The organism is Oxynema aestuarii AP17, assembly GCF_012295525.1.
GTDB lineage: Bacteria > Cyanobacteriota > Cyanobacteriia > Cyanobacteriales > Laspinemataceae > Oxynema > Oxynema aestuarii.
Genome location: NZ_CP051167.1, coordinates 668,695 through 690,626, shown reverse-complemented (window position 1 = coordinate 690,626; position 21,932 = coordinate 668,695). Strand labels below are relative to the sequence as shown.

At 52.8% G+C, this 21,932-nt stretch carries 18 protein-coding genes; 11 read left to right on the top strand and 7 right to left on the bottom strand.

Translation table 11 applies throughout. The annotated features are described in order from the left end of the window. Positions 1-3 precede the first annotated feature (3 nt). The 3 genes from HCG48_RS02840 (at position 4) to HCG48_RS02830 (ending at position 3,349) form a co-directional block, all read left to right on the top strand. A complete protein-coding gene (locus HCG48_RS02840; RefSeq protein ID WP_168567806.1) occupies positions 4-489 on the top strand; it encodes a photosystem I reaction center protein subunit XI in 486 nt (161 codons plus the stop codon). 167 nt (positions 490-656) lie between these two features. Then, entirely contained in the window at positions 657-773 is a 117-nt protein-coding gene (locus HCG48_RS02835) for a photosystem I reaction center subunit VIII (RefSeq protein WP_168567805.1), read from the top strand. 1,016 nt (positions 774-1,789) lie between these two features. Beyond that, the gene (locus HCG48_RS02830; RefSeq protein ID WP_168567804.1) at positions 1,790-3,349 is read left to right on the top strand and encodes a calcium-binding protein; all 1,560 of its coding nucleotides are present in this window, start codon (positions 1,790-1,792) and stop codon (positions 3,347-3,349) included. A 157-nt stretch (positions 3,350-3,506) separates the two neighbouring features. Here the strand turns inward: HCG48_RS02830 and psaB are convergent, their stop codons facing one another. Together psaB and HCG48_RS02820 are read right to left on the bottom strand one after the other, a co-directional pair. Next, a complete protein-coding gene (psaB, locus tag HCG48_RS02825) occupies positions 3,507-5,735 on the bottom strand; it encodes a photosystem I core protein PsaB (RefSeq protein ID WP_168567803.1) in 2,229 nt (742 codons plus the stop codon). 477 nt (positions 5,736-6,212) lie between these two features. After that, entirely contained in the window at positions 6,213-7,382 is a 1,170-nt protein-coding gene (locus HCG48_RS02820; RefSeq protein ID WP_246259863.1) for a GDSL-type esterase/lipase family protein, read from the bottom strand. Between the two features lie 287 nt (positions 7,383-7,669). Here HCG48_RS02820 and HCG48_RS02815 point away from each other — a divergent pair, with 287 nt between their 5' ends. The 5 genes from HCG48_RS02815 to HCG48_RS02795 all read left to right on the top strand — a co-directional run bounded on the left by HCG48_RS02815 (position 7,670) and on the right by HCG48_RS02795 (position 14,596). Next, the gene (locus HCG48_RS02815; protein ID WP_168567802.1) at positions 7,670-9,481 is read left to right on the top strand and encodes a purple acid phosphatase family protein; all 1,812 of its coding nucleotides are present in this window, start codon (positions 7,670-7,672) and stop codon (positions 9,479-9,481) included. Positions 9,482-9,685: 204 nt separating this feature from the next. After that, entirely contained in the window at positions 9,686-10,528 is an 843-nt protein-coding gene (locus tag HCG48_RS02810; RefSeq protein ID WP_168567801.1) for a YaaW family protein, read from the top strand. Positions 10,529-10,568: 40 nt separating this feature from the next. Next, on the top strand, positions 10,569-12,002 hold the full coding sequence (locus HCG48_RS02805) for an O-antigen ligase family protein (RefSeq protein WP_168567800.1): 1,434 nt from the start codon (positions 10,569-10,571) through the stop codon (positions 12,000-12,002). A 20-nt stretch (positions 12,003-12,022) separates the two neighbouring features. Further along, on the top strand, positions 12,023-12,895 hold the full coding sequence (locus HCG48_RS02800) for an RNA methyltransferase (protein WP_168567799.1): 873 nt from the start codon (positions 12,023-12,025) through the stop codon (positions 12,893-12,895). Positions 12,896-13,090: 195 nt separating this feature from the next. Continuing rightward, positions 13,091-14,596: a serine hydrolase gene (locus tag HCG48_RS02795; protein ID WP_210437155.1), complete on the top strand. Its 1,506-nt coding sequence runs from the start codon at positions 13,091-13,093 to the stop codon at positions 14,594-14,596. Between the two features lie 37 nt (positions 14,597-14,633). On the opposite strand, the gene obgE is transcribed toward HCG48_RS02795, so the two are convergent. The 3 genes from obgE to HCG48_RS02780 form a co-directional block, all read right to left on the bottom strand. Further along, a complete protein-coding gene (gene obgE, locus HCG48_RS02790; protein ID WP_168567798.1) occupies positions 14,634-15,674 on the bottom strand; it encodes a GTPase ObgE in 1,041 nt (346 codons plus the stop codon). 91 nt (positions 15,675-15,765) lie between these two features. Next, positions 15,766-16,482 carry a Mo-dependent nitrogenase C-terminal domain-containing protein gene (locus HCG48_RS02785; RefSeq protein WP_168567797.1) on the bottom strand — a complete coding sequence of 239 codons (717 nt, stop codon included), beginning with the start codon at positions 16,480-16,482 and terminating at the stop codon, positions 15,766-15,768. A gap of 152 nt (positions 16,483-16,634) precedes the next feature. After that, entirely contained in the window at positions 16,635-16,934 is a 300-nt protein-coding gene (locus tag HCG48_RS02780) for a 30S ribosomal protein PSRP-3 (RefSeq protein ID WP_168567796.1), read from the bottom strand. Between the two features lie 192 nt (positions 16,935-17,126). Between HCG48_RS02780 and HCG48_RS02775 the strand changes: the two genes are divergently transcribed. Next, positions 17,127-17,921, top strand: coding sequence for a TIGR01548 family HAD-type hydrolase (locus HCG48_RS02775; protein ID WP_210437154.1), 795 nt, complete (start codon positions 17,127-17,129; stop codon positions 17,919-17,921). A 223-nt stretch (positions 17,922-18,144) separates the two neighbouring features. On the opposite strand, the gene HCG48_RS02770 is transcribed toward HCG48_RS02775, so the two are convergent. Both HCG48_RS02770 and ruvB read right to left on the bottom strand, forming a co-directional pair. Continuing rightward, positions 18,145-18,963, bottom strand: coding sequence for a tetratricopeptide repeat protein (locus HCG48_RS02770; RefSeq protein WP_168567795.1), 819 nt, complete (start codon positions 18,961-18,963; stop codon positions 18,145-18,147). Between the two features lie 112 nt (positions 18,964-19,075). After that, positions 19,076-20,188, bottom strand: a complete 1,113-nt coding sequence (gene ruvB, locus HCG48_RS02765; protein ID WP_168567794.1) for a Holliday junction branch migration DNA helicase RuvB — start codon at positions 20,186-20,188, stop codon at positions 19,076-19,078. 139 nt (positions 20,189-20,327) lie between these two features. Between ruvB and HCG48_RS02760 the strand changes: the two genes are divergently transcribed. Next, complete coding sequence (locus HCG48_RS02760) at positions 20,328-20,867, top strand: sll1618 family protein (protein ID WP_168567793.1); 540 nt, start codon at positions 20,328-20,330, stop codon at positions 20,865-20,867. Between the two features lie 206 nt (positions 20,868-21,073). Then, the gene (locus HCG48_RS02755) at positions 21,074-21,919 is read left to right on the top strand and encodes an ABC transporter permease (protein ID WP_168571707.1); all 846 of its coding nucleotides are present in this window, start codon (positions 21,074-21,076) and stop codon (positions 21,917-21,919) included. Positions 21,920-21,932 lie beyond the last annotated feature (13 nt).

Here is a 21,932-nt window from a genome sequence, read left to right as displayed (position 1 = left end):
ATTATGGCCGATTCTAAAGATCTGGAGATGGTCAAACCCTACAACGGCGATCCCTTTGTAGGACACCTCTCCACTCCCATTAGCGATTCTGCCTTTACCAGAGCCTTCATCGGCAACTTGCCCGCCTACCGCAAAGGGCTCTCCCCCTTACTGCGCGGCTTAGAAATTGGCATGGCTCACGGTTACTTCCTGATCGGACCGTGGATTAAGTTCGGCCCTCTACGCGACTACCAACCCGCCGCCAACCTCGGTGGATTGGTCTCCGCACTCGCCTTAGTGCTGATTGCCACTGCCTGCATGTCTGCCTATGGAATTGTCTCCTTCCAAGGAGATAGCTCCGGTGAAAGCGATCCCCTGAAAACCTCCGAAGGCTGGAGCGAACTCGCTGCCGGATTCTTTGTCGGTGGGATGGGTGGTGCATTCGTCGCCTACTTCCTGCTCGAAAACTTCGAGGGCGTCGATGCTATTTTCCGAGGATTGGTCAACTAATCGACCCGATCGGCCTTAACAAAAAACTGGCGGCGATCGTCAATTGCCAGCCAGTCCGCATTCTTGGATCTTGATAGCACTCGCACTTTCAGATCCGTTTGGCTTAACAAGTTTAAAGAGGATTGTCCTCTTGCCAACCTCATTATTGGAAATAGGAGACATTTGATATGGACGGTGCATACGCAGCCTCTTACCTGCCCTGGATTTTGATTCCCGTTGTTTGCTGGCTGATGCCCCCAGTGATCATGGGCTTGTTGTTCATCCACATTGAAAGCGAACAGTAATCGAGTTGTTTTGACTCGGATCGGCGATCGCCATCCAGGGCGATCGTCCCCACCACAAGCATAAAAAAACTCCCCCTTTGCCCAGCCCTTTGAGTCTGGCGTCGCAAACGGGGAGTTTTTTAAACCCTAATGAGTTCGGAAAGTGACAAGATCGGCGCAAGGCAGACAGGGCAACTATTTTAGATAACAGGAAAGTCCTAAAAAAGAGTGTGGCTATCAAGGCCGCTCAGCAACAAAAATCACTGAAAACATTGTACTAAAAATTAAGCCGAATTCATCTGAGCCACACTCAAGCAGTGACCTTAGAATTGTTACTCGTGATAGTTCTTGTACGATCGGCTGACCATCAATCAAAAGAATCGATAACTGGGTTAAACTGACGCATATATTGGAAGTGTTCCCATCCATAAAACACTCAAAATAGACTGGGTATTGACTAACAATTCTCCACAGCCTGGAGCCAGTCCATCAAATCGATCGAAGGTATTGGGAGATTCAAATTATTTTTCTAGACTGCAAAAGTGGACGATCTAATGTAGATTCACCTCACTTGAACCGCTCTCCCTTTTCCCAGTTTGGGAGAAAGCATATTTTTAACGATTATTAGCGCTGATGCGATCGATGAATTTATTGATTAGTTCGCCACTGTTTGCGCTAAATAACTTCAATCCAAGCACTTAAAATTCGATCTGGTAGTTTCGGATACAAAGCCTCATTATTTTCTACACCATAGTCTTTTTTGGATTTTAGACGATCCAGTTCTGCTTGGAGTCAACACCTAGAGCTTTGACCCGATTGGATGTTGGAACTGATAGCTTAGAAGCCTCATAAATCGCTAAATTATCATCAAAAAATAGAGGCTCTATCCTTTATTAGGCAAGTCATGTAACTATATTGCCACCTTCTCAGGAATGTGCCATAATAATTGAGCCACAGGGTTTTATTGACTAGAGCATTAACCGTGAAAAACTTTCCTCCTCAATGTAACGGCTAATCTTTATTGACAAATAAAAAACATGGAATCGATACAACCTTGGAATTTACTGGAAGAAGCCTTTGAAATCGTTAACATTCAAAGTGTATTCCAGGATGCAACCCAGCCCGTGTTAACCTACAAAAGTGCCGACGATCCTGACATTCCCGGTGACAATGAAATCCCCTCAGAACTGTGGCCGGATTATGAAACTTCACCTCCCTATATTAAGAATACAACTCGTAATCTACAGTTTAACGAGTCGCAATTCCTAGCTTCACCGGGAGAACCGTTGGGAAGCACCGCATATATCACCACCCCAGATGGATATAGTTGGGCCTTCATGTCCGAAGCCATCAACACCATGTGGCCTTACAATCAGGCGGATTATGAAGGAATAGCCGCCCAAAGTTCCTTTCATGCAGGCAGTTTTGTGCCGACACCCCTGCCCGGTGTCGTCACAGTTACCGCCAACTTCAAAGGACAAAATATGAAATTTTGGGCCAATGAAAATGGGGTCGCTCCGGGCAGTCCTGATGCTGTCCCCCTCGATCGCTATTTTGTCACCGATCGATGGGGGAATGAATATATCATGCACGCTTCGGGGGAATTAGAACAGAGCCAAGTTGCCCGGGCGTTTGATGCAGCTATCCTACCGGATGGATGGACGAAACAAGTGCGGCAACTCTCTGAAGATTTAATCCTGAATCCAGCCGAAGGAGCGGATGGAACATTTCATTATATTGTTATCCGCGACAGTGCCGACAACAGCTACCACCAAATTAAATGGTCGGATACTGGATCGCTCTCGGCACAAACCGAAAATATGCCGATTTGGGGCGGTCAAGGAAATAACGTTTTAGCTGGAGATGCGGGAGGAATTTGGAACGATACGATCCATGGCGCAGGTGGGAACGATGTTTTAATTCCGGGATTGGGAAATGACACGATCTGGGGGGATGCGGATGTTGACACAGTAATTTTGCCCGGTCGCAGTACGGATTATATCTGGATTGATTCTGCCGATGATTCTACCTATCTTGCCATTGCGGGATTGGGATATTTGAAAGAAATTCATCACGCTGAATTGCTTCAGTTTGAAGATGGAACGATTGGAGTTGCAGATTTTATCGCCAACAATCAGCGCCCCACTGGAAATTCTTCGGCAACTGAGTCGGGACTTCCCGTTGCCGTTCGGTTGTTCGATCCTGCCACCGGGAGCCATGTTTTTACCGCTTCTTTCCCTGAAGTCAAGACCTTCGTGGATCGGGGTTGGACCCTTGAATCCGTTCCCTTTACCGTGAATCCGCAAGATGCTTCTGCCCAGAACGTTTATCGGTTGGATAGCCCAGGCGAGGAAGATTTTTTACTAACGACGTCCGAATTGGAACGAGATCGCGCGATGGAGTTCGGATATGTCGATCGCGGAGTTGCTTTTACAGCCTACGCTGAACCCTCTTCACTCGGTTCGCAGCCAGTCTATCGATTTTTCTCTCCTTCGGCGATGGATCGCGTTTATACTACATCCGATCTGGAGCAGGAACACTTGTTGGAGTTGGGGTATCAATTCGAGGATATCGCTTTCTATGTTGCTTCCACCTAATCCCGTCGGTGCCGGGTAGTTTGGCGATTCTCCCGATACCATTTTTCTAAACTCTCATTATTTTTGAAAATCGGTATCAGGTGAACTCTAAAATCAAAAAAACCCCCCACCCAAACGGGCAGGGGGTTTTCAAGGATTCAGTTAAAACCCGAAAGGGTTAACCGAACTTCCCGGAGGTCGAAGCAATCAAGAACGCCGCGTAAGTAAGGACGTAACCCACGGTGAAGTGAGCCAGACCCACCAAGCGCCCTTGAACGATGCTCATCGCCACGGGTTTGTCTTTCCAGCGCACCAAGTTCGCCAACGGCGTCCGTTCGTGCGCCCAGACCAAAGTTTCGATCAGTTCTTGCCAGTAACCGCGCCAGCTAATCAGGAACATGAAGCCCGTCGCCCAGACTAAGTGTCCGAACAGGAACATCCACGCCCATACCGACAGGTTATTGACTCCAAACGGGTTGTAACCGTTGATCAACTGCGACGAATTCAGCCACAGGTAATCGCGGAACCAGCCCATCAAATAGGTCGAAGACTGGTTGAATTGCGCCACGTTGCCTTGCCAGATGCACAGGTGTTTCCAGTGCCAGTAGAAGGTCAACCAGCCCAGGGTGTTGAGCATCCAGAACATCGCCAGATAGAACGCATCCCAGGCGCTGATGTCGCAGGTGCCTCCCCGTCCGGGGCCGTCGCAAGGGAAGCTGTAGCCGAAGTCTTTTTTGTCCGGCATCAGCTTGGAACCTCGGGCGTCGAGGGCGCCTTTGACCAAGATCAGGGTCGTGGTGTGCAGACCCAAGGCGATCGCGTGGTGTACCAGGAAGTCTCCCGGTCCGATGGTCAGGAACAGCGAGTTGCTGTTGGAGTTGATCGCTTCCAACCAGCCCGGTAACCAGACGTTGCCGTAGTTCGGCCAGGCGGTACTCGCGATGCTGTCGGGGTTCGACAGCAGGGTATCGAAGCCGTAGAGGGCTTTCCCGTGGACTGCTTGAATCCATTGGGCAAATACGGGTTCGATCAGGATTTGTTTTTCCGGGGTGCCGAAGGCCACGACGACGTCGTTGTGGACGTACAAGCCGAGGGTGTGGAACCCGAGGAACAGGGATACCCAGCTCAGGTGCGAGATAATCGCTTCTTTGTGTTCTAAAACCCGGTACAAGACGTTGTTCTTGTTGGCTTCCGGGTCGTAGTCGCGCACGAGGAAGATTGCCCCGTGGGCAAAGGCTCCTACCATCAAGAATCCGGCGATGTACTGGTGATGGGTGTACAGGGCGGCTTGGGTGGTGAAGTCTTTGGCGATGAAGGCGTAGCTGGGCAGGGAGTACATGTGTTGCGCCACCAGGGAGGTGATCACCCCGAGACAGGCGAGGTGCCATCCGAGTTGGAAGTGCAACGAGTTGTTGTACGTGTCGTACATCCCTTTGTGTCCGGCGCCGAGCAGTCCGCCGAAGGGGGTGCCTTCTGGGGGATTGTGGGCGTCCATGATTTCTTTCATGCTGTGACCGATGCCGAAGTTCGTCCGGTACATGTGTCCGGCGATGATGAACAAGACGGCGATCGCCAGATGGTGGTGGGCGATGTCGGTCAGCCACAGGGCTTCGGTTTGGGGATGGAAGCCGCCGAGGAAGGTCAGGATCGCACTTCCGGCGCCTTGGCTGGTGCCGAAGAGGTGTTCGGCGGTGTCCGGGTTTTGGGCGTACACGCCCCAGTTCCCGGTGAAGAAGGGGGCCAATCCGGCGGGGTGCGGTTTGACGGAGAGGAAGTTATCCCACCCGACGTGTTGCCCGCGCGCTTCGGGGATGGCGACGTGGATCAGGTGTCCGGCCCAGGCGAGGGAGGAGACGCCGAAGAGTCCCGCCAGGTGGTGGTTCAGCCGCGATTCGGCGTTTTTGAACCACGACAGGGAGGGGCGGTATTTCGGCTGTAGGTGCAACCACCCGGCGAACAGCATGACGGCGGCGAGGACCATCAGGAAGATGGCGCCTTGGTACAGGTCGCCGTTGCTTCTCATGCCGATCGTGTACCACCAGTGGTAGACGCCGGAGTAGGCGATGTCTACTGGGTTGCTTGCTCCCGCTTGGGTGAAGGCGTCTACGGCGGGCTGCCCGAATTGCGGATCCCAGATCGCGTGGGCGATCGGTCGCACGTTGAGCGGGTCTTTGACCCACTGCTCGAAGTTTCCTTGCCAGGCGACGTGGAAGAGGTTGCCACTGGTCCACAGGAAGATGATTGCCAGGTGGCCGAAGTGACTCGCGAAAATCTTTTGGTATAGATTTTCTTCGGTCATGCCATCGTGGCTTTCAAAGTCGTGGGCCGTGGCGATTCCGTACCAAAGCCGACGAGTTGTCGGATCGGCTGCGAGGTCCTGGCTAAATTTTGGAAATTTAGTTGCCATAAGTCCTCTTAAATTTTTTTACTCCGCTCCTTTGGCCTGTAATTGAGACAGTCAGGAAGAGTGCTGGGAGGATGTATCCAAGCCCTAGAAAAGTTGGGTTTAGGGAGTGGCCGATCGCGGGAGAAGGCTGCTGTTGCTCGCTGGAGGCGAGCTGGAGACATCCCGGGCGATCGCATCCTAAAGTCCTACTCGACCAGGAGATTGCTGGTTCGTAGGAGAGAGTTTTAGAGGTATTTTTAGATACCGTCTATCTTGCTATTTTGGTGTCCAAAGCCGAGTCACTCGATCTGTGAAATCGTCGAACTCAACCCTAGCGACCAAATTTTTGTGTATTTTACCAAAGACTTTGGGGGCTTGAGTGCCGAGAGTCTTTTTCGGGCGGTATTTTTTTCGTTGTTTTTCTCGTCGTGAAATTAAAGCTAGGGTAACGAGTCTGCCCGAGGATTTCAAGAGGCGGCGATCGCCCCTCGTCGTCCCTCAGAGATCGCGATGGAGGGCAATCCACGACTCGGCCCGGTGTAACGCTTGTTGCCAGACCTGATAGCCATTTTGATTGAGATGGAGTCCGTCGGTGGTCAACTCCGATCGCAAATTGCCGAAACGGTCGGTAAATAAAGCGTTGAGGTTCATGTAGCGCACCCCTTCTTCCCCGGCGATCGCCGCCAATTTTTGATTAATTTTGCGAATACGATCGTTAGGAATTTCTGTTAAGCGCGTCGGTAAAATTGACTGAATCACGATCTCCGCTTGGGGATGAGTCGCTTTCAAACGGCGCACGATCGCGCGCTGATTCCACAAAATCTCGTTATCGGACAATCCTCGGCGCAAATCGTTGATCCCGGCGAGCAAGTAAATCGTGTCCGGTCTCGTGTCCGCAAAGGCCCACAATCGCTCTAAAATCCCTCCGGACGTATCCCCGGAAATCCCTTGATTCAACCACAACTTACCCGAGGGCAATCCTTCTTGAGGGAACCACAGACTGATAGAATCTCCCAATAAAATCGATAAGTGATTCGATCCCTGTCCGGAGGCGATTGCCTGCGCCTCACAGGCGAGTAACTCTTTCCAATCTTCATAAGTCGGCTGTCGCGAGGCTTGCATCCACGCCGAATGAAAACTATCTCCCGGTAAGCGAGTATAGGTCTGTCCCGCTTGCAGTGCGGCCCAACGCTGTAAGTACAATTGCGAACCGGACACCGGACGGGGAGCGGCCAAACGAGCGTAGGCGATCGCCTCGACCGGATCCCTCCCTTGGGAAACCCGTTGCGGCGATACGGGTTCCGCCGACGGTTTCCACAAGGCATACTCGAAACGATTCGTTTCTAAATTATGTGTTTCTAAATGATTGGCCTTTAAATCATTCGTTTCTAAACCATTAGCCGCGAAATAATTCGTCTCGAAATAATGCGTCTCTAAATGATTCGTCTCTAAATTGGTAGAGGCACCCAAACGATAAGTTTGACTAAATTCAGGCGGCTGAATTTCGACCGTCGGCGCGATTTCGGCGATCGCCAAATCTTCATCCGCTTGGGGAGCTGCGAACCACAATCCCGGCGGATTGGCCGCCTGTGGCATCCAATCCGGTGTCGCATCCGAGGGTTGCAGTTGGCTTAACAAACCGATCGCCAGTACAAACGGATCGCTCATCGCAGGTGACTCCTTCACACTTTCCTTACCTTTCCCTGACTGGATTTGCCAAGTCAGGAAACTCCCCGATGCGTCTTGGCTTCCTCCAGGCGATCGCCCGTTTTCAATCTTCCCTAAATGTTTTTCTATCAAAGCGAAAAAAACATTCTCTGTAAACTATGAAAGTTCATTCGCTCCCCTCCGTAAAGACGCCCGTCAACCCTCCTTGACCTTCTCGATCCCGTCTTTACGGCCATTTTAAATCTTCTCTGCTCTCGCTTGAGCCTGAATTTGCAATTTTAAACCTCATGCTGATTCCCACTCCCGAAAGCTTTCAAATTCCCTCCCATTCTCTCCGTCGGCTGAGGGTCTTCGTGCTTTTATTCTGGCTCAGTTTATTTTCGATCGCCGTTCTAGCACTTGCAATTCCTATGGCTTTCCCCCCCCAACTCTTAAGCGACCCCTTCGTACAACTTCCCGAAGACAACGCCATTCGCGTCGTCTGGTTTACCGAATTTCCCGGTTCCACTCACAGTGTCAGCTACGGCGAAGATCTCAGCCACACCGTCGGCGCCACCACCACCAAACTCAGCCGCACCCGCGAGGACGCTCGTTCTCGCGTCGGGAAGCAAACGCAAGACGGTCAAATCTACCTGCAACCGACTCCCCGCCAGATCTGGCGACACGAAGCCAAACTGCTCGATCTCGAACCCGGAAAACGGATTCCCTATCGCGTCAGCAGCACCCGCGAAGACGGTCGATCTGTCAGTAGCGACATTTTCAGCCTCACCGCCGCACCCACACCGGGAACGCCGACCAAAATTTTGCTCACGTCCGACCACCAACTGATGCCGATGACCGCAGCTAATTTGCAAAAAGTCGTGGAAACGGTCGGTCGAGTCGATGCGGTCTTTCTCGCAGGAGATTTAGTAAATATTCCCGATCGCGCCTCGGAATGGTTTGACGACAATCGCGGCAGTGCTTTCTTCCCGAATTTACAAGGTCGCGGCCATTATCAGCTTGAAAAAAATAATATAAAAACCCTCTACAAAGGTGGAAAAATTATTCAATATGCCCCCTTATTTACTGCCGCCGGAAATCACGAAGTAATGGGTCGATTTTCAGAAACTAAAAGCTTAAAAGAACAATTTGACAATTCCTTTCCTCGGGAGATTGCCGCCGAATTTTACCGAGAACAAGCCGAACAGCTCAACCCGAAAGGCGATCTCGCCTTCCGCGATCGCTGGATCGTTGACAATAGTTTCAACACAGAAACATACCGAGAAATCTTCAATTTTCCCGAAACGGCCAACGGAGAAAATTATTATGCAGTGACCTTTGGAGATATTCGTCTCGTCGTTCTCTACATTACCAATATGTGGCGATCGCCGAGACTTTCCGCCAATACCAAAGGACGCTATCGGGAACGAGAACAAGATTTAGACAAACCGGAAAACTGGGGACACGGCCAACATATTTTTGAACCGATCCGCAAAGGAAGTCCACAATATCGATGGCTTCAAACCGAACTCGACAGTGATGCGTTCAAACAGGCGAAATACAAAATCGTCATGTTTCACCATCCCCCCCATTCTCTCGGCGGTAATGTCGTTCCTCCCTATACCGACCCCGTTCGGCGGTTCGATACCGACGCGATCGGACGAATTAGCGTGCGCTACGAATATCCGAGAGAAAACGATTATATTATTCGCGATCTGATGCCTTTGCTAGAAACAGCCGGAGTTCAGTTAGTCTTTTTCGGACATTCTCATTTATGGAATCGCTTTCAAAGTTCCGGAGGAATCCATTTTTTGGAATCTTCTAATGTAGGCAATAGTTACGGCGCCTATTGGGGAGAACAACGCCGAGAAGTCCCCGATAATTATCGGGAAAACTATGCAGCGATCGGCGATCCCAATGGTTTGCAACCGATCGCCCCGACGATCGCCCCTTTGTTAGACGAACGGGGTCGAGTTCAGCCCTATATTGCCAGCAACGATCTGACGGTTTTCTCTATTTTAGAAACCGATAAAGGAGTCGTGAGTAGTTATTATTTCGACACGAGAGAACCGGAATCCGAGGTCGTGAAATTTGACGAGTTTGAGTTGGGGAGATTTTGAAGTTTAGATTTTAGATTTTAGATGGGGGAAGGGAGGCCATCGGGACTGAGCCAGGAAGTCAACCCCTGCCGACTCCGTATTCCCGACTTTTGGCTCTTAGCTTCCCCCTTGTCACTCCTGAGTTCCTCAAACCAAGTAGTAGAATGAGATCGGAATTCTGCGGCTGGAGCAGAGGGTCTAGAAAAGATTGGGGAGGAGGAGACGGTGGACGAACTGAGAGCGGCGCTAGAGTTGGCGACGGAGGAAGAATTACAACAAATCACCGATGTTTTGTTTCGCCGGGGTTTGAACCCGGTCGATTACGTGAATACGCCAGAACCGATCGACGTGCAAAGTCGCGATCGCCAGTTCTGGTTGGACGCGATCGAGCAGCGTTTTCGCTACTTAGCCGCCGATGGCTTGACGGTGATGCGGGGGAAGACCCATCAAGTCACCTATAGAGATTCCCTCATTCGGGTCTGTCGCTATTTAAAAATTACTTATAGCGATCGCCTCTCGACCACCGATCTGGAAGCGGAAGTGTTTCTGAACTTACTCGGACGGACTTGGAAACAGTTACCGGAATCGGAAAAAAATAGTTTGACCTTGCGGGTACAGCGATCGCTGGCGACCTCCAAATTTCCCAAACCCCTACCTTTATCCGTGCAGAACGATCCGATCCGTTTGATGTTTAAAGGAGGAAGCGCCTTAGCAGTAACCTCGGTGTTGCGACCCTTGGTTCTCAAAGAAATTGCCCGTCAATTTGCCATTCACTTCGCGCGTTACGAAATGGCGAAGCAAACCTTAGTCCGAGGGGGGACGGCGGCGGCGGTACAGTTCCAAAACTACGTAACCCTGCAAACGGCAAAACAGGGGATGACCCTGACGGCGGCCCGTTATGGCGCGGTTCGGACGATTTTTGCGGCGATCGGTCCGGCGTTGTGGCTGTGGTTTATGGCGGATCTCGGCTGGCGAACGATCGCCACGAACTACGGGCGGATCCTGCCGACGATTTTCACCTTAGCTCAAATTCGGCTGACCCGGGGCGAATGTTGGGAACTGGCGTGAACGGTTGCAAAAGGGCGATCGCCGTGATGAGGTGCGAACGATGAGGTCGTGGGTGCCGTCGGCGTTCGATTCTTCCCGGTGTCGTCACCCGGAAGCGCGCTTGCAGGGAGCGTGGAAAGCGGCTCAATTCGGCTTGTTAGTGTTGCCGATGAGTCCCCTGGTCGGCGCGATCGCCCTCGTGGGGGCGATGGTCGAAACTTGGAAACATTGTGCGAGCGAAATTCATCGGCGATCGCTCAATCGGGGCTTTGCCGCCCTCGGTCTGTGGCTGGTCGGGGGGACTCTGTTCGCCGAATACCGACAGGCCGCTTTCCTGGGCTTATTTAACTTTCTGCCCTTTTTCGCCTTTTTTGCCGCTTTTTCCGCCCTCGTGCGCACGCCGGCCCAACTGCGGCGGATCGCTTGGATCGCGATCGTCACGTCCGTTCCCGTGGTGATTATCGGTTGGGGACAACTGTTCTGGGGCTGGTCCGGTCCGGTGACCTTCTGGCCGATTTTAGACTGGCGATTGGAAGCGACGGGGACGCCCCCCGGTCGTATGGCGTCGGTGTTCGCCTATGCCAACGTGTTAGCGAGTTATTTTCTGATTACGTTAATTCTCGGACTCGGCTTGTGGTTCGAGCAGTGGCGCGCCGTACAGGTTCTCCGACGGCGATCGCCCCGGGCGGAAAAAGTCCGCGACCCGCGCGATCCGCGCATCGTCCGCACCATCGATCTCAATGCGAGTGAAGAAGGCGGGATCGTCTGGCAGCGCTGGATTTTTCTCACCCTGGCGGTGTTGGGGAATGCGGTGGCGCTGGTGCTGACCAACTCGCGCAATGCGTGGGCGATCGCCGTGCTGGCAGGTTTGGCGTTTGCCCTGTATCATGGCTGGCGCGCTTTGGTGGCGATCGTCGTCGCGGCGAGTAGTGCGGTTCTCGGTTCCGCATTTGCTCCGGATCCCGTCGGTCGGGGCTTGCGGGCGATCGTCCCGGCCTATTTCTGGCTGCGGTTGAGCGATCGCCTCTATCCCGATCGCCCGGTGGAAACCTTACGCATCACCCAATGGCAGTTTGCATGGAACATGGCAGGCGATCGCCCCCTGTTCGGTTGGGGTTTGCGGAACTTTACCGAACTGTATCGCGACCAAATGGGGATTTGGATGGGTCACCCGCACAACCTCTTTTTAATGCTCGCCGCCGAAACAGGCTTTCCCGCCACGATCGCCCTGTCCACCTTAGTCGGCTGGGGTTACGCCCGAGGCTGGCTGCTACTGCGCGATTGGCCCCCGGAACCGCCGCGATCGCAACCGGAGCGATCGGCGGGTGACGAACTGAGTGACGATCGCGGGATTTATTTCAGTTATTTAGTCGGTTTTGCCGCCTGCATCCTCTTCCACCTCCTCGATGTCATCCTTTTTGACGCGAGAGTGAATATTTTGGCATGGTTGTTGCTGGCGTCGATCTGTGGTGTGGCCTATTATCGCAGAGCGTGACATCCCCCAAAAACATACCCATGGGATTAGAAAATATTCGGATCGTTTTAGTTCAACCTGCCGGACCGTTAAATGTGGGGTCGATCGCCCGGATTATGAAAAATATGGGGTTATCCCAATTAATATTGGTCGATCCCCAGTGCGATCGCCTCGATCCGGAGGCGGTTAAAATGTCGGTTCATGCGGTGGATATTTTAGAAAACGCCCGCCAGGTGCCGAGTTTGCGCGACGCCTTAGCCGGGTGCCACAAGGCGATCGCGACGACGGGGCGATCGCGATCGCTCCCGACGAACTTAGAACATCCGCGATTGGCTTTACCCTGGTTACTCGATACACCCTCCGCGCTCATTTTCGGACCGGAAGATCGCGGCTTGAACAATGCCGAACTCAAATATGCCCAGCGCTTCGTTCAAATTCCGTCGAGTGACGCCTATTCCTCACTGAACTTGGCTCAAGCAGTGGGAGTTTGTGCATACGAACTGTATCAAAGCGAATGCGGGATCGAACGATCGCCAGCGCCAACCACTCAAATTGAAGCCCCCCCCGATTCCGTCCCGGTGCCAATCGACCAGTTAGAAGAGTATTATCGGCATTTAGAAGCCCTATTACTCGATATCGGCTATCTTTACCCGCATACTGCCGAACGGCGGATGGAAAAATTCCGGCGTTTGTACAACCGCGCTCGATTAGATCGTAATGAAGTGGCGATGTTGCGGGGGATTTTGCGACAGGTCGAATGGGCGATCGCCCAGAATCGGCGGGTTGGTGGTACGCTAAAAACGTCGCAAGACTCTCCCGAAGGGTCTTCGAGTCTGGACGAACCGTCATCGCACCGGAATCGCGTTTGCGAAGCGTCTCCCCAGGAGAATCGCGGCGCCCGAGACCCCGAGTGAAATGCTCCCTACAGATTCGCCCGGACGCCCTGGGAACGCATCCGTCACGAGGTGAGGACTTGAGGGAATTTCCAGCCTAGTTACGAACGGCCCGTTCGATGGCTTGACACCCCGCCGGGTCAAGCGTCGAAGGTCTAAAAACCGTCATTGAAAAAGGAGTGAGGTGTGGCTCAACGGTTTCCAACTCGGTCATTTTTGTCAGTTGTTCCTTCTCAATCCACGATCGACGAGGACAAAAGCCGTTCTCGGCGTTCGCGTCGTCGGCGTGCGGCGAACCCGCCTGGGGATCTGGGGGGAGACCGACGCAGCAGCGATCGCCCTCGCCAACGTCGCCAACTCGCTCAAGAACAACAACGCTTGAGACAGCGCACCCAAGAATATCGCGACCAATTGCAAGAACTGTCTAACCCGGCGATCGCGGCGGCGGGGGGCTACGACGGTTCGGGTTCTCGGGGAGGAGACGGGAGCTGGCGCCAGCACGTTTCCCATTTATCGGGAACGGTTCGCCCATTCGATCGCCCCCGAGGACAGCGCAGTTCGTCGTCAACCGTCGGTCAGAGTCGCCGCAATCCGTCGGAGGAGAAAGGGGGCGATCGCCGCACGCGCCGATCTCGTACGCGCCCCTCGAAAAACGATACCGCCAAACCCTCCCCGGTACGGGAGCGGCGATCGCGGAGCAGAACCCCGAAAAAAGCGCGATCGCGCGGGACTTCCCCCTTCGTTTACGGCACCCGCCTGCTCATTTTAGGCGTCGGTTTGGGGGTCTTGGCGGGAACCTTGCTCTCGGTGTGGGATCCGGCGAGTCGTTATTCCGCCGAGGCGCAAGGATCGAATTCCCAAGCCAGCGAATCGACCGAAGTCGTGGATCGCGCCGCCATTTCGCGTTTGAGCGCCCCGCCGATTTTGCAGTTGACCGGGGAGTTAAGCGCCTTAAAAACCGAATTGCAAGGATTGGCTGCCCCTCACGCCGATCTGACCCCCGGAATTTTTGTCGTCGATTTGGACACGGGGGGTTATGTGGATCTCAACGGGTCGTCGAGTTTTTCCGCCGCCAGCACGATCAAACTGCCAATTCTGATTGCCTTTTTCCAAGCCGTAGACGAAGGTAAAGTCCGTCTCGACCAAATGCTGACCATGCAAGCCGAACAAGTGGCGGGGGGGTCTGGAGACATGCGCTATTCCGCGCCGGGAACGGAATATAGCGCCCTGGAAACGGCGACTAAAATGATTACGATCAGCGATAATACGGCGACCAACATGCTGATCGACTTGCTCGGCGGCGCGGAGATTTTAAACGAGCAGTTTCGCGGTTGGGGTCTGAGTTCGACCCAAATTAGCAATCCCCTGCCGGATTTAGAAGGAACGAATACCACCAGCCCTCGGGATTTGGTGCAGTTGATGAGCATGGTGGAACAAGGGGGATTGGTGTCGCTGCGATCGCGCGATCGCCTCCTCGACATCCTCACCGCCACCGTCAACGATTCCTTACTGCCCCAAGGCTTGGGTCAAGATGCGGCGATCGCCCATAAAACCGGAGATATCGGCACCTCGATCGCCGATGCGGGATTAGTAGACCGTCCCGACGGCAAACGCTATCTGATTGCGACCCTCGTCAAGCGCCCCCACAACGACCCCCAAGGGGAAGAGTTGATCCGTCAAATGTCAAAAGCGGTCTACGATTCCTTCGATCGCGACCGCTAATCTCGGACTCATTTTGCTCGTTTTCACTGAGTTGGGTTTACGGGTTGAAAACGGGCATTTCTACCGCAACATCGCGCGCGCTCAGATCGTCGAGGGTGCGCCAGATTTCTTGTAAAAGTGGGTCGAGTCCGACGCGCGTCACTGCCGAAATGCGGAAGATCGGGCCATGGGTGCGCGCTTCTAACTCGGCGGCGATCGCGTCGAGGGCGTCCCCATCGAGGTCGGTGGCGTCGAGCTTGTTGAGGGCGACAATTTGCGGGCGATCGCCCAAACCACGCCCGTAGGCGACCAATTCTTGCTGAATCGTCTCGTAATCGGCGATCGGATCCGCCGCCGTCACGTCCACCAAGTGCAACAGCACTTTCGTACGTTCGATATGGCGCAAAAACTCATAACCGAGTCCGGCCCCCTCATGGGCGCCTTCGATCAAACCGGGGATATCTGCAAATACCGTTCCATCTCCCGTCGGTTTGCGAACCACCCCTAAATTCGGCACCAAGGTGGTAAAAGGATAGTCGGCAATTTTAGGACGGGCTGCGGACAAGGCAGAAATTAGGGTAGACTTGCCTGCATTCGGCAGTCCGACGATCCCGACTTCGGCGAGTAATTTTAACTCCAGTCGTAACAGGCGCTGTTCCCCGTCGAGTCCGGGTAAGGCATAATCGGGAGCGCGGTTTTTGTTACTTAAAAAATGCTTGTTTCCCAAGCCGCCTTTTCCGCCTTCGGCGACGACTAAGGTTTGACCGATTTCGACCAGATCGCCGATCGGTTCTCCGGTGGTGGCGTCGTAAACTACCGTACCGACGGGAACTTCGACCAGGCGATCGCGCCCGTTGGCGCCCGTGCAGTTATTCGGACCGCCCCGTTTGCCATTTTCAGCTTTAATCTGGCGGTTATAACGAAAATCGAGCAGGGTTTGCAGGTTTTCGGCAGCGACGAAGATCACCGAACCCCCTCGCCCGCCGTTCCCTCCCGCCGGACCGCCCGCCGGGACGTATTTTTCGCGACGAAAGGCAACGATCCCGTCCCCTCCTTTTCCGGCTTCGACTTCAATTTCAGCGCAATCGATAAATTGCATGATCTTTTTAAAAACAATAAATCTGGAGGTCAGTACAACCCCCACGGGTACAAGGGGCGATCGACCGTTTTCGAGGGAGAATTAGGGAAAATCAACAATATTTCGAGACATCCTCCTGGCATTCATCCGCTAAATAAGATAAAGAGCGGAAGCGCAACCCGACTAACTGTTCGTAAAGGGGGTTGAGTTTGCACATCGGTGGAATATGAACCACCTTATGCCCGAAGAGGGTAATATCGCGCTCGAACGGACATTGTGGGGGAATCATTTTGCATAAGAAGCGCGCCAATCTCGGATCGTGGATGTCCAGATCGTCGAGCCAGTGGCGCACGGGAGCTAAAACGTCCACCCCGGGGGGTTTGGAGGGGTCGTATCCTTCCGGCGGTTTGAGAACTTGCGCCGAACTGTCGCTTTCAGATTGCGCGCCAGCTTCGGAACCATCCCAGAGAGTATGGCGCAAGGCGTCGAGAATATGCTCGTTTTGGCCGAGAGCCTCGCAAAATTCGTGGATTTTATCGGCTTCTGAAGGAGAATAGACCCCATCGGCTAGGGCAACCATGACGGCTGTCCGCAAAAAGTTCTCGCCGACGGTCGCATCGTTGCCTAAAACTTTGGCCAGTTCGGCGGCGCTGACTTGTTCGATCTCTCCCAAATCTACACAAGGAGCTAGTTCTTCTTGAGTGAGGGAGGAAATGAGTTCCTGTTCTTCCGGGTCGAAATGACCGTCAGCCCAGGCGATGGTGAGCAAGCCACGCAACCAAACGGCGATTTGCTCGCTCGATAAAGAAGGTTGAACCGTTCCAGTCATCAGAGTTATTCCTGTTGAGTCGATCTACTCAACTTCTATCGTGACTCCTGTTTCGGGCGATCGCAACCTCCCTCGCCTCCTCGGGAGAAAAACGAGCGGCGGATACTCCGCTTGGGGAATATCCGCCACTTTCAATTCGGAAATACCCGGATTCAGCTACTCCCGGTGAAGGCGACTTCTGGGAATTTATCTTGAGCTTCCGACATCGGTCGATTTTTGCCTTCTTCTTGCCAGTAGTTGATAACTTCGGTTGCTTTGTTGAGCAAGGCAACCAGATCGTGCTCGGAAATCCAGTGCTTAGATTCCAACTCATTCTTCAGTTGCTCCCAGGCATTGTTCCGAGGCCAGAAGAAGTATGAAGTCAAAGGGCTAGTCCCTTTGCCGACCACTTGATCCACCGCGAGTGCTACGTTGTCCTCTAACCAGAGAACTTTGAGGATAAACTGCGCCAATCCAACCTCCCAAATGGGTTGCTACGTTTCTAACGATCTGTACGATCTCCTATCGTACCCTACTCTCCGAACGGATGGGTCAATTTTTCCAAAAAAAAGTTAGAAAATCGATCGCACCCCTAAAATAGGGAGAGTCGATCGGTTGTCTGAATTCACAAGTTTTCTGAGGGTTGAGGAGGGAAAGCAAGCATTATGGGAGCCAAGATCTCGGCGATCGTGATTTTTGATATTGATGGGGTGATCCGCGATGTTAGTGGTTCCTACCGACGGGCGATCGCCGATACGGTCGAAGCGTTTACCGAGGGCGCCTATCGCCCTTCTCAAGACGATATCGATCGCCTCAAGTCCGAGGGATGCTGGAATAACGATTGGCACGCCTCCCAAGAGTTAGTCTACCGCTATTTCGAGCAATGCGGACAAGCCCGAGGCGATCGCCCCCTCGATTACGATGCCCTCGTCGCTTTCTTCCAATCTCGCTATCGTGGTACCGATCCCAATACCATGAATGGCTACATTTGTCAAGAGCCATTACTCGTCAGCAACGGTTATTTCGATCGCCTCACCGACGCCGGGATGAGCTGGGGCTTTTTTAGTGGAGCCATGCGCGCCGAAGCCGCTTACATTTTAGAAGGCGCCCTTAAATTAAAACAGCCCGTCGTAGTGGCAATGGAAGACGCCCCCAGCAAACCGGATCCGACAGGTCTATTCGACGCGATCGCCCGGATCGAAGAACGCCACAATTGTCATAACAATGCTCCAGTCATTTACGTCGGCGATACCGTCGCCGACCTCTACACCGTCGGGAAAGCGCAACAGGAACGACCGCAACGAACTTGGGTAGGCGTCGGCGTGTTACCGCCCCACGTCCACCACAACCTGGAACGACAAGCCGCCTATAGCGAGAATTTGAAAAATGCCGGGGCGGCGATCGTTTTAGATAATGTGGAACAACTGACCCCAGAGGTGATTGGAGAGATTGTAGATTGAGGCTGGGGTAAGCAGGCAAGATGAGTGTACCGTAGGAAGATTTCTACTAAGCTGTTTATCTTTTAGAATGCATAGTGTCCTGTAGGGGTTTGGTGACCAAACCCCTACAAGATTTTTTGATATTTTTTTATAAACAGTCTCATAGGAACTTCACGGGTTTGACTCATGCAGTTTAAATGTCTAACAGCTTATGACCTATTCCTTACTGACTTTTACTTTTCCCCTACTGCAACTTGATAAACTTCTGCAACGCCGCCACCATTGACGGGGGCCAACGCCGAACATTAGCGACCCATTCCAAATCCTTGTAGCGCGAATCCAAACCCGTGACCGCGACCCAATGACTTTCCGCCTCCCCGCGTTTTCCCGTTTCCCAGAGGGCTGCAGCGAGGGCCGCGCGCATGTCGGCAAATTTGGGATATTTGCGAACCAGGGCGCGCATCGAACGGATAGCAGTTTCTTGCTGCCCAGTTTGGTAGAGGGCGAGAGTGTAGTTAGCTTGGGCGAACGCATATTGGGGGGCGAGTTCCGTGGCTTTTTGGAAATCGGCGATCGCCTCCTCCCATTGTCCTAAGCCCGCTTTGGCGTTACCGCGATTGTTATAAGCCGCCGGATCGTTCGGTTCGAGTTCCAGAACGCGGTTATAATCGGCGATCGCCTCCTCATAACGTTGCAAGCCCTCCAAAGCCGTCCCGCGATTGAGATAAGGATCCGGCGCTTCCGGCATCAATTCGATCGCCCGGTCAAAATCGGCGATCGCCCCTTCCAACTCATTCTGACTCACCCGCGAATTCCCCCGATTGCTCCACAATGCGGGATTTTCCGGCATGATTTCGAGCATTTGAGTCCAATAGTCCTCCGCCGCCTCAAAATTACCCCGATTTGTCGCTGAAAAAGCTTTATTTTCTATTTCTTGTAACTGGGTCAACTGTTCTGCATCGAGCAGATCCCCAGTCCCCGCCGCCACTGGCAAAGCACCACCGAACGACAACAGGATAATGGTTAATCCCAAGATCGATAACGAGACAATAGCGCGAATCATAAAAATCTGTTGAATGGCTGAATTTTTATACTAGGGGCAAAAGCCAAAAAGTACGAGTCACAAGAGGAAAGGAGAATAAAAATCCTCCCGTAGTGTAGTGAAATCTAAAATTCTAAAATCTCAAACTCAACTGCTCGTCCGGTGGCGTATATCCTAAATGTTCCCAAGCCGCAGCCGTAGCGACGCGGCCCCGTGGGGTGCGATTCCAATAGCCAATTTGCAGTAAATACGGTTCGTAAACCTCCTCAATGGTTTGGGCGTCCTCACCCGTCGCCGCCGCCAAGGTTTCCAAACCGACCGGACCGCCTCTAAAATGCTCGATCGCCACCGTCAGCAAACGGCGATCGGTCCAATCCAAACCGCACGGATCCACATTAAAGAGTTCTAACGCTTCTTCGGCCACTTCGGCAGTAATTTCGCCAAATTGCTTGACCTCAGCATAATCGCGCACTCGCTTGAGCAAACGGTTCGCAATCCGAGGTGTTCCACGAGAACGACGGGCGATTTCTTCACTGCCTTCTGGCGTCACCGTAGTTTGCAAAATTTGTGCCGTTCGCGTCACAATTTCCGCCAATTCGTCGGGTTCGTAGAATCGCAAGCGTTGAATCAAGCCGAAGCGATCGCGCAACGGCGAAGTCAGCGCCCCCACCCGAGTCGTCGCCCCCACCAACGTAAACGGCTGCAAAGGAATGCTACGAGTTCGGGCACTGGTCCCTTTGCCAATGGTAATATCGAGCCGAAAATCCTCCATGGCCGGATAGAGAATTTCCTCAGTCATTCGCGTCAGGCGGTGAATTTCATCGATAAATAAAATATCGTGAGGTTTGAGATTGACCAGCAAGCCGACAATATCCCGAGGACGTTCTAAAGCAGGTGCGGTGGTAATTTTACAACCGACGCCCATCTCCGAGGCCAAAATTAAGGCCATGGTAGTTTTCCCCAACCCGGGAGGGCCGTAAAGTAAGAGATGATCCAGGGCTTCTTGTCGCGATTTAGCCGCTTGAATGGCGATATCTAAAACTTCTTTAAGGTCTTTTTGACCGATATAATCGCTCAAGTGTTGGGGGCGGATCGTTTCTTCTTGCTGGTTATTATTTTGCTCGTCTGCTTGTGCTTCGGCTTCCAGCAAGGAGGCTTCGGTTGTTTCGTATAACTGGGGAGATTCACGGGCCTTGATTTGCTTTTTCGGTTCGCTTGGCTGTTGGTTCGATGAAATAATTGCCATTGGGAATTTTAGATTTTAGATTTTAGATTGTAGATTGAGGATCTCGTGGAGGAACCGGGCAACATGAGTACAGTACAGGTCTTGGGACTTCCCCGATTCCCCACTCCCTATTTGCTCACCCATTCCCAACCCTAATCCCATGAATTCCCCTTTAACTGTGCCGGAAAATGTTAGTTTTGCCGAAGCGATCGCCGTGACCGAGCAATTGATGGAGGCGATCGCAACGGGCAACATCGACCAGTCCGAGATTGAAACCCGCGTGCGAGACTTAGTAGCAAGCCGAGATGGGGCGCGAGGCTTTTTTGTGGCCTATTTAACCGATTCTAGACCCCAGAGCGATCGCCCCTCCCCAGAAATCTGTCGGGCCTTGTCCTCCTCCGAGGAAATTGTCGGCGAACTGTTGGCGAAAAATATTTCGATGTCGGCGGCGATGGTCTTGACCCACCAACGGCAAAATCACCCCGAGATGGCGGTAGATTCCGCCAAAGTGCGCGATCGCAGCGCCCGCTTGATCCGTTGTTTAAACAGTTCGGTTTTACGGGAAAACTGCCGTCAAATGCTCGAAAGCGCCCGGACAGGAGAAGGGATTTACCGATCTTTTCTAGAGAAGTGGGGTTACGACGACGAACAGCGTCAGGCGATCGTGACCGCCTTAGAAGGGGCGATCGCCGCTCCTTAAAATTTTTACGAATATTGAAAAAATGTAAGTAAAAATTTACACTCTAGAGTGCGGTCACCGGAGAAATCTCGTTTAGTTTAGAGAAAAGAACGCGGCGATCGCGTCGTCCAAAACATGGCTCGTTCCCTTTTGAGTTCTCCAGCAAAGGCCGACAACGACGCCAGTTTTTGATTAAGTGGGTGAGGAAGTGAACATTGGTCAGATCCATCAAAGGAGCCTTTCGCAAGGCAGGTAAAGTCCATAATCTGCCTGCATTCGAGCGAGAGTGGGGATTCAAGCTCAACCTCTTGTCGAGTTTAGTTCGCCGAGACCTAGAAGCGCGTTACAAAGGCTCGGTTCTGGGGAACTTGTGGCCCTTACTCAACCAACTCTCGCAACTGCTGATTTACACCTATGTCTTTTCAATCATTCTCAAAGTCAAGCTACCGGAACAAGGATTACCTGAAAACAGCTTGACCTTTGGCTTGTGGCTGTTCGCCGGATTAGTCCCCTGGATTGCCTTTACCAGTGGCACGATCCAAGCCGCGAACAGCGTCGTAGCCCAAGCCAACCTCGTAAAAAAGGTCGTCTTTCCTCTCGCCTTATTGCCTTTAGTGCCAGTCCTATCCGCCTTTGTCGAGAGTTCTTTCGGGTTGATGGCACTGATTGCCCTCTTGGCGATTTCCTCCGATACCCTCCATGCGACCTTGTGTTTGCTGCCGTTGGTGTGGGTGACCCAATTGCTGCTGACGGCGGGATTGGGGTACTTAGTCGCCGGATTTACCGTGTTTTTGCGCGACATTCCCCAAACCCTAACCGTCATTCTCAACTTATGGTTTTACTTGACCCCGATTTGCTATCCCGCTAATGTGATTCCCGAACAGTGGCGGGGGTGGGTGTTCTGGTTAAATCCATTAGCGGCGATCGCCGAAATTTACCGAGATGCGATTCTCGTCGGCGAAATCCAGCATTGGGGAGAATGGGGCGTTGCTTTCGCGATCGCCCTAGCCGTGTTTGCCGTTGGTTTTTGGTCTTATAAAAAACTCAGACATGCCTTTGCCGACGTTCTGTGATTGCCTGGGATCT

What these genes read in the sequence shown, in the direction of transcription:
- HCG48_RS02815 (WP_168567802.1), top strand. Translation starts at nt 7,670, where the DNA reads ATGCTGATTCCCACTCCCGAAAGCTTTCAAATTCCCTCCCATTCTCTC.
- psaB (WP_168567803.1), bottom strand. Translation starts at nt 5,735, where the DNA reads ATGGCAACTAAATTTCCAAAATTTAGCCAGGACCTCGCAGCCGATCCG.
- HCG48_RS02835 (WP_168567805.1), top strand. Translation starts at nt 657, where the DNA reads ATGGACGGTGCATACGCAGCCTCTTACCTGCCCTGGATTTTGATTCCC.
- HCG48_RS02840 (WP_168567806.1), top strand. Translation starts at nt 4, where the DNA reads ATGGCCGATTCTAAAGATCTGGAGATGGTCAAACCCTACAACGGCGAT.
- HCG48_RS02775 (WP_210437154.1), top strand. Translation starts at nt 17,127, where the DNA reads ATGGGAGCCAAGATCTCGGCGATCGTGATTTTTGATATTGATGGGGTG.
- HCG48_RS02760 (WP_168567793.1), top strand. Translation starts at nt 20,328, where the DNA reads ATGAATTCCCCTTTAACTGTGCCGGAAAATGTTAGTTTTGCCGAAGCG.
- HCG48_RS02770 (WP_168567795.1), bottom strand. Translation starts at nt 18,963, where the DNA reads ATGATTCGCGCTATTGTCTCGTTATCGATCTTGGGATTAACCATTATC.
- HCG48_RS02820 (WP_246259863.1), bottom strand. Translation starts at nt 7,382, where the DNA reads ATGAGCGATCCGTTTGTACTGGCGATCGGTTTGTTAAGCCAACTGCAA.
- obgE (WP_168567798.1), bottom strand. Translation starts at nt 15,674, where the DNA reads ATGCAATTTATCGATTGCGCTGAAATTGAAGTCGAAGCCGGAAAAGGA.
- HCG48_RS02805 (WP_168567800.1), top strand. Translation starts at nt 10,569, where the DNA reads ATGAGGTCGTGGGTGCCGTCGGCGTTCGATTCTTCCCGGTGTCGTCAC.
- HCG48_RS02785 (WP_168567797.1), bottom strand. Translation starts at nt 16,482, where the DNA reads ATGACTGGAACGGTTCAACCTTCTTTATCGAGCGAGCAAATCGCCGTT.
- ruvB (WP_168567794.1), bottom strand. Translation starts at nt 20,188, where the DNA reads ATGGCAATTATTTCATCGAACCAACAGCCAAGCGAACCGAAAAAGCAA.
- HCG48_RS02830 (WP_168567804.1), top strand. Translation starts at nt 1,790, where the DNA reads ATGGAATCGATACAACCTTGGAATTTACTGGAAGAAGCCTTTGAAATC.
- HCG48_RS02800 (WP_168567799.1), top strand. Translation starts at nt 12,023, where the DNA reads ATGGGATTAGAAAATATTCGGATCGTTTTAGTTCAACCTGCCGGACCG.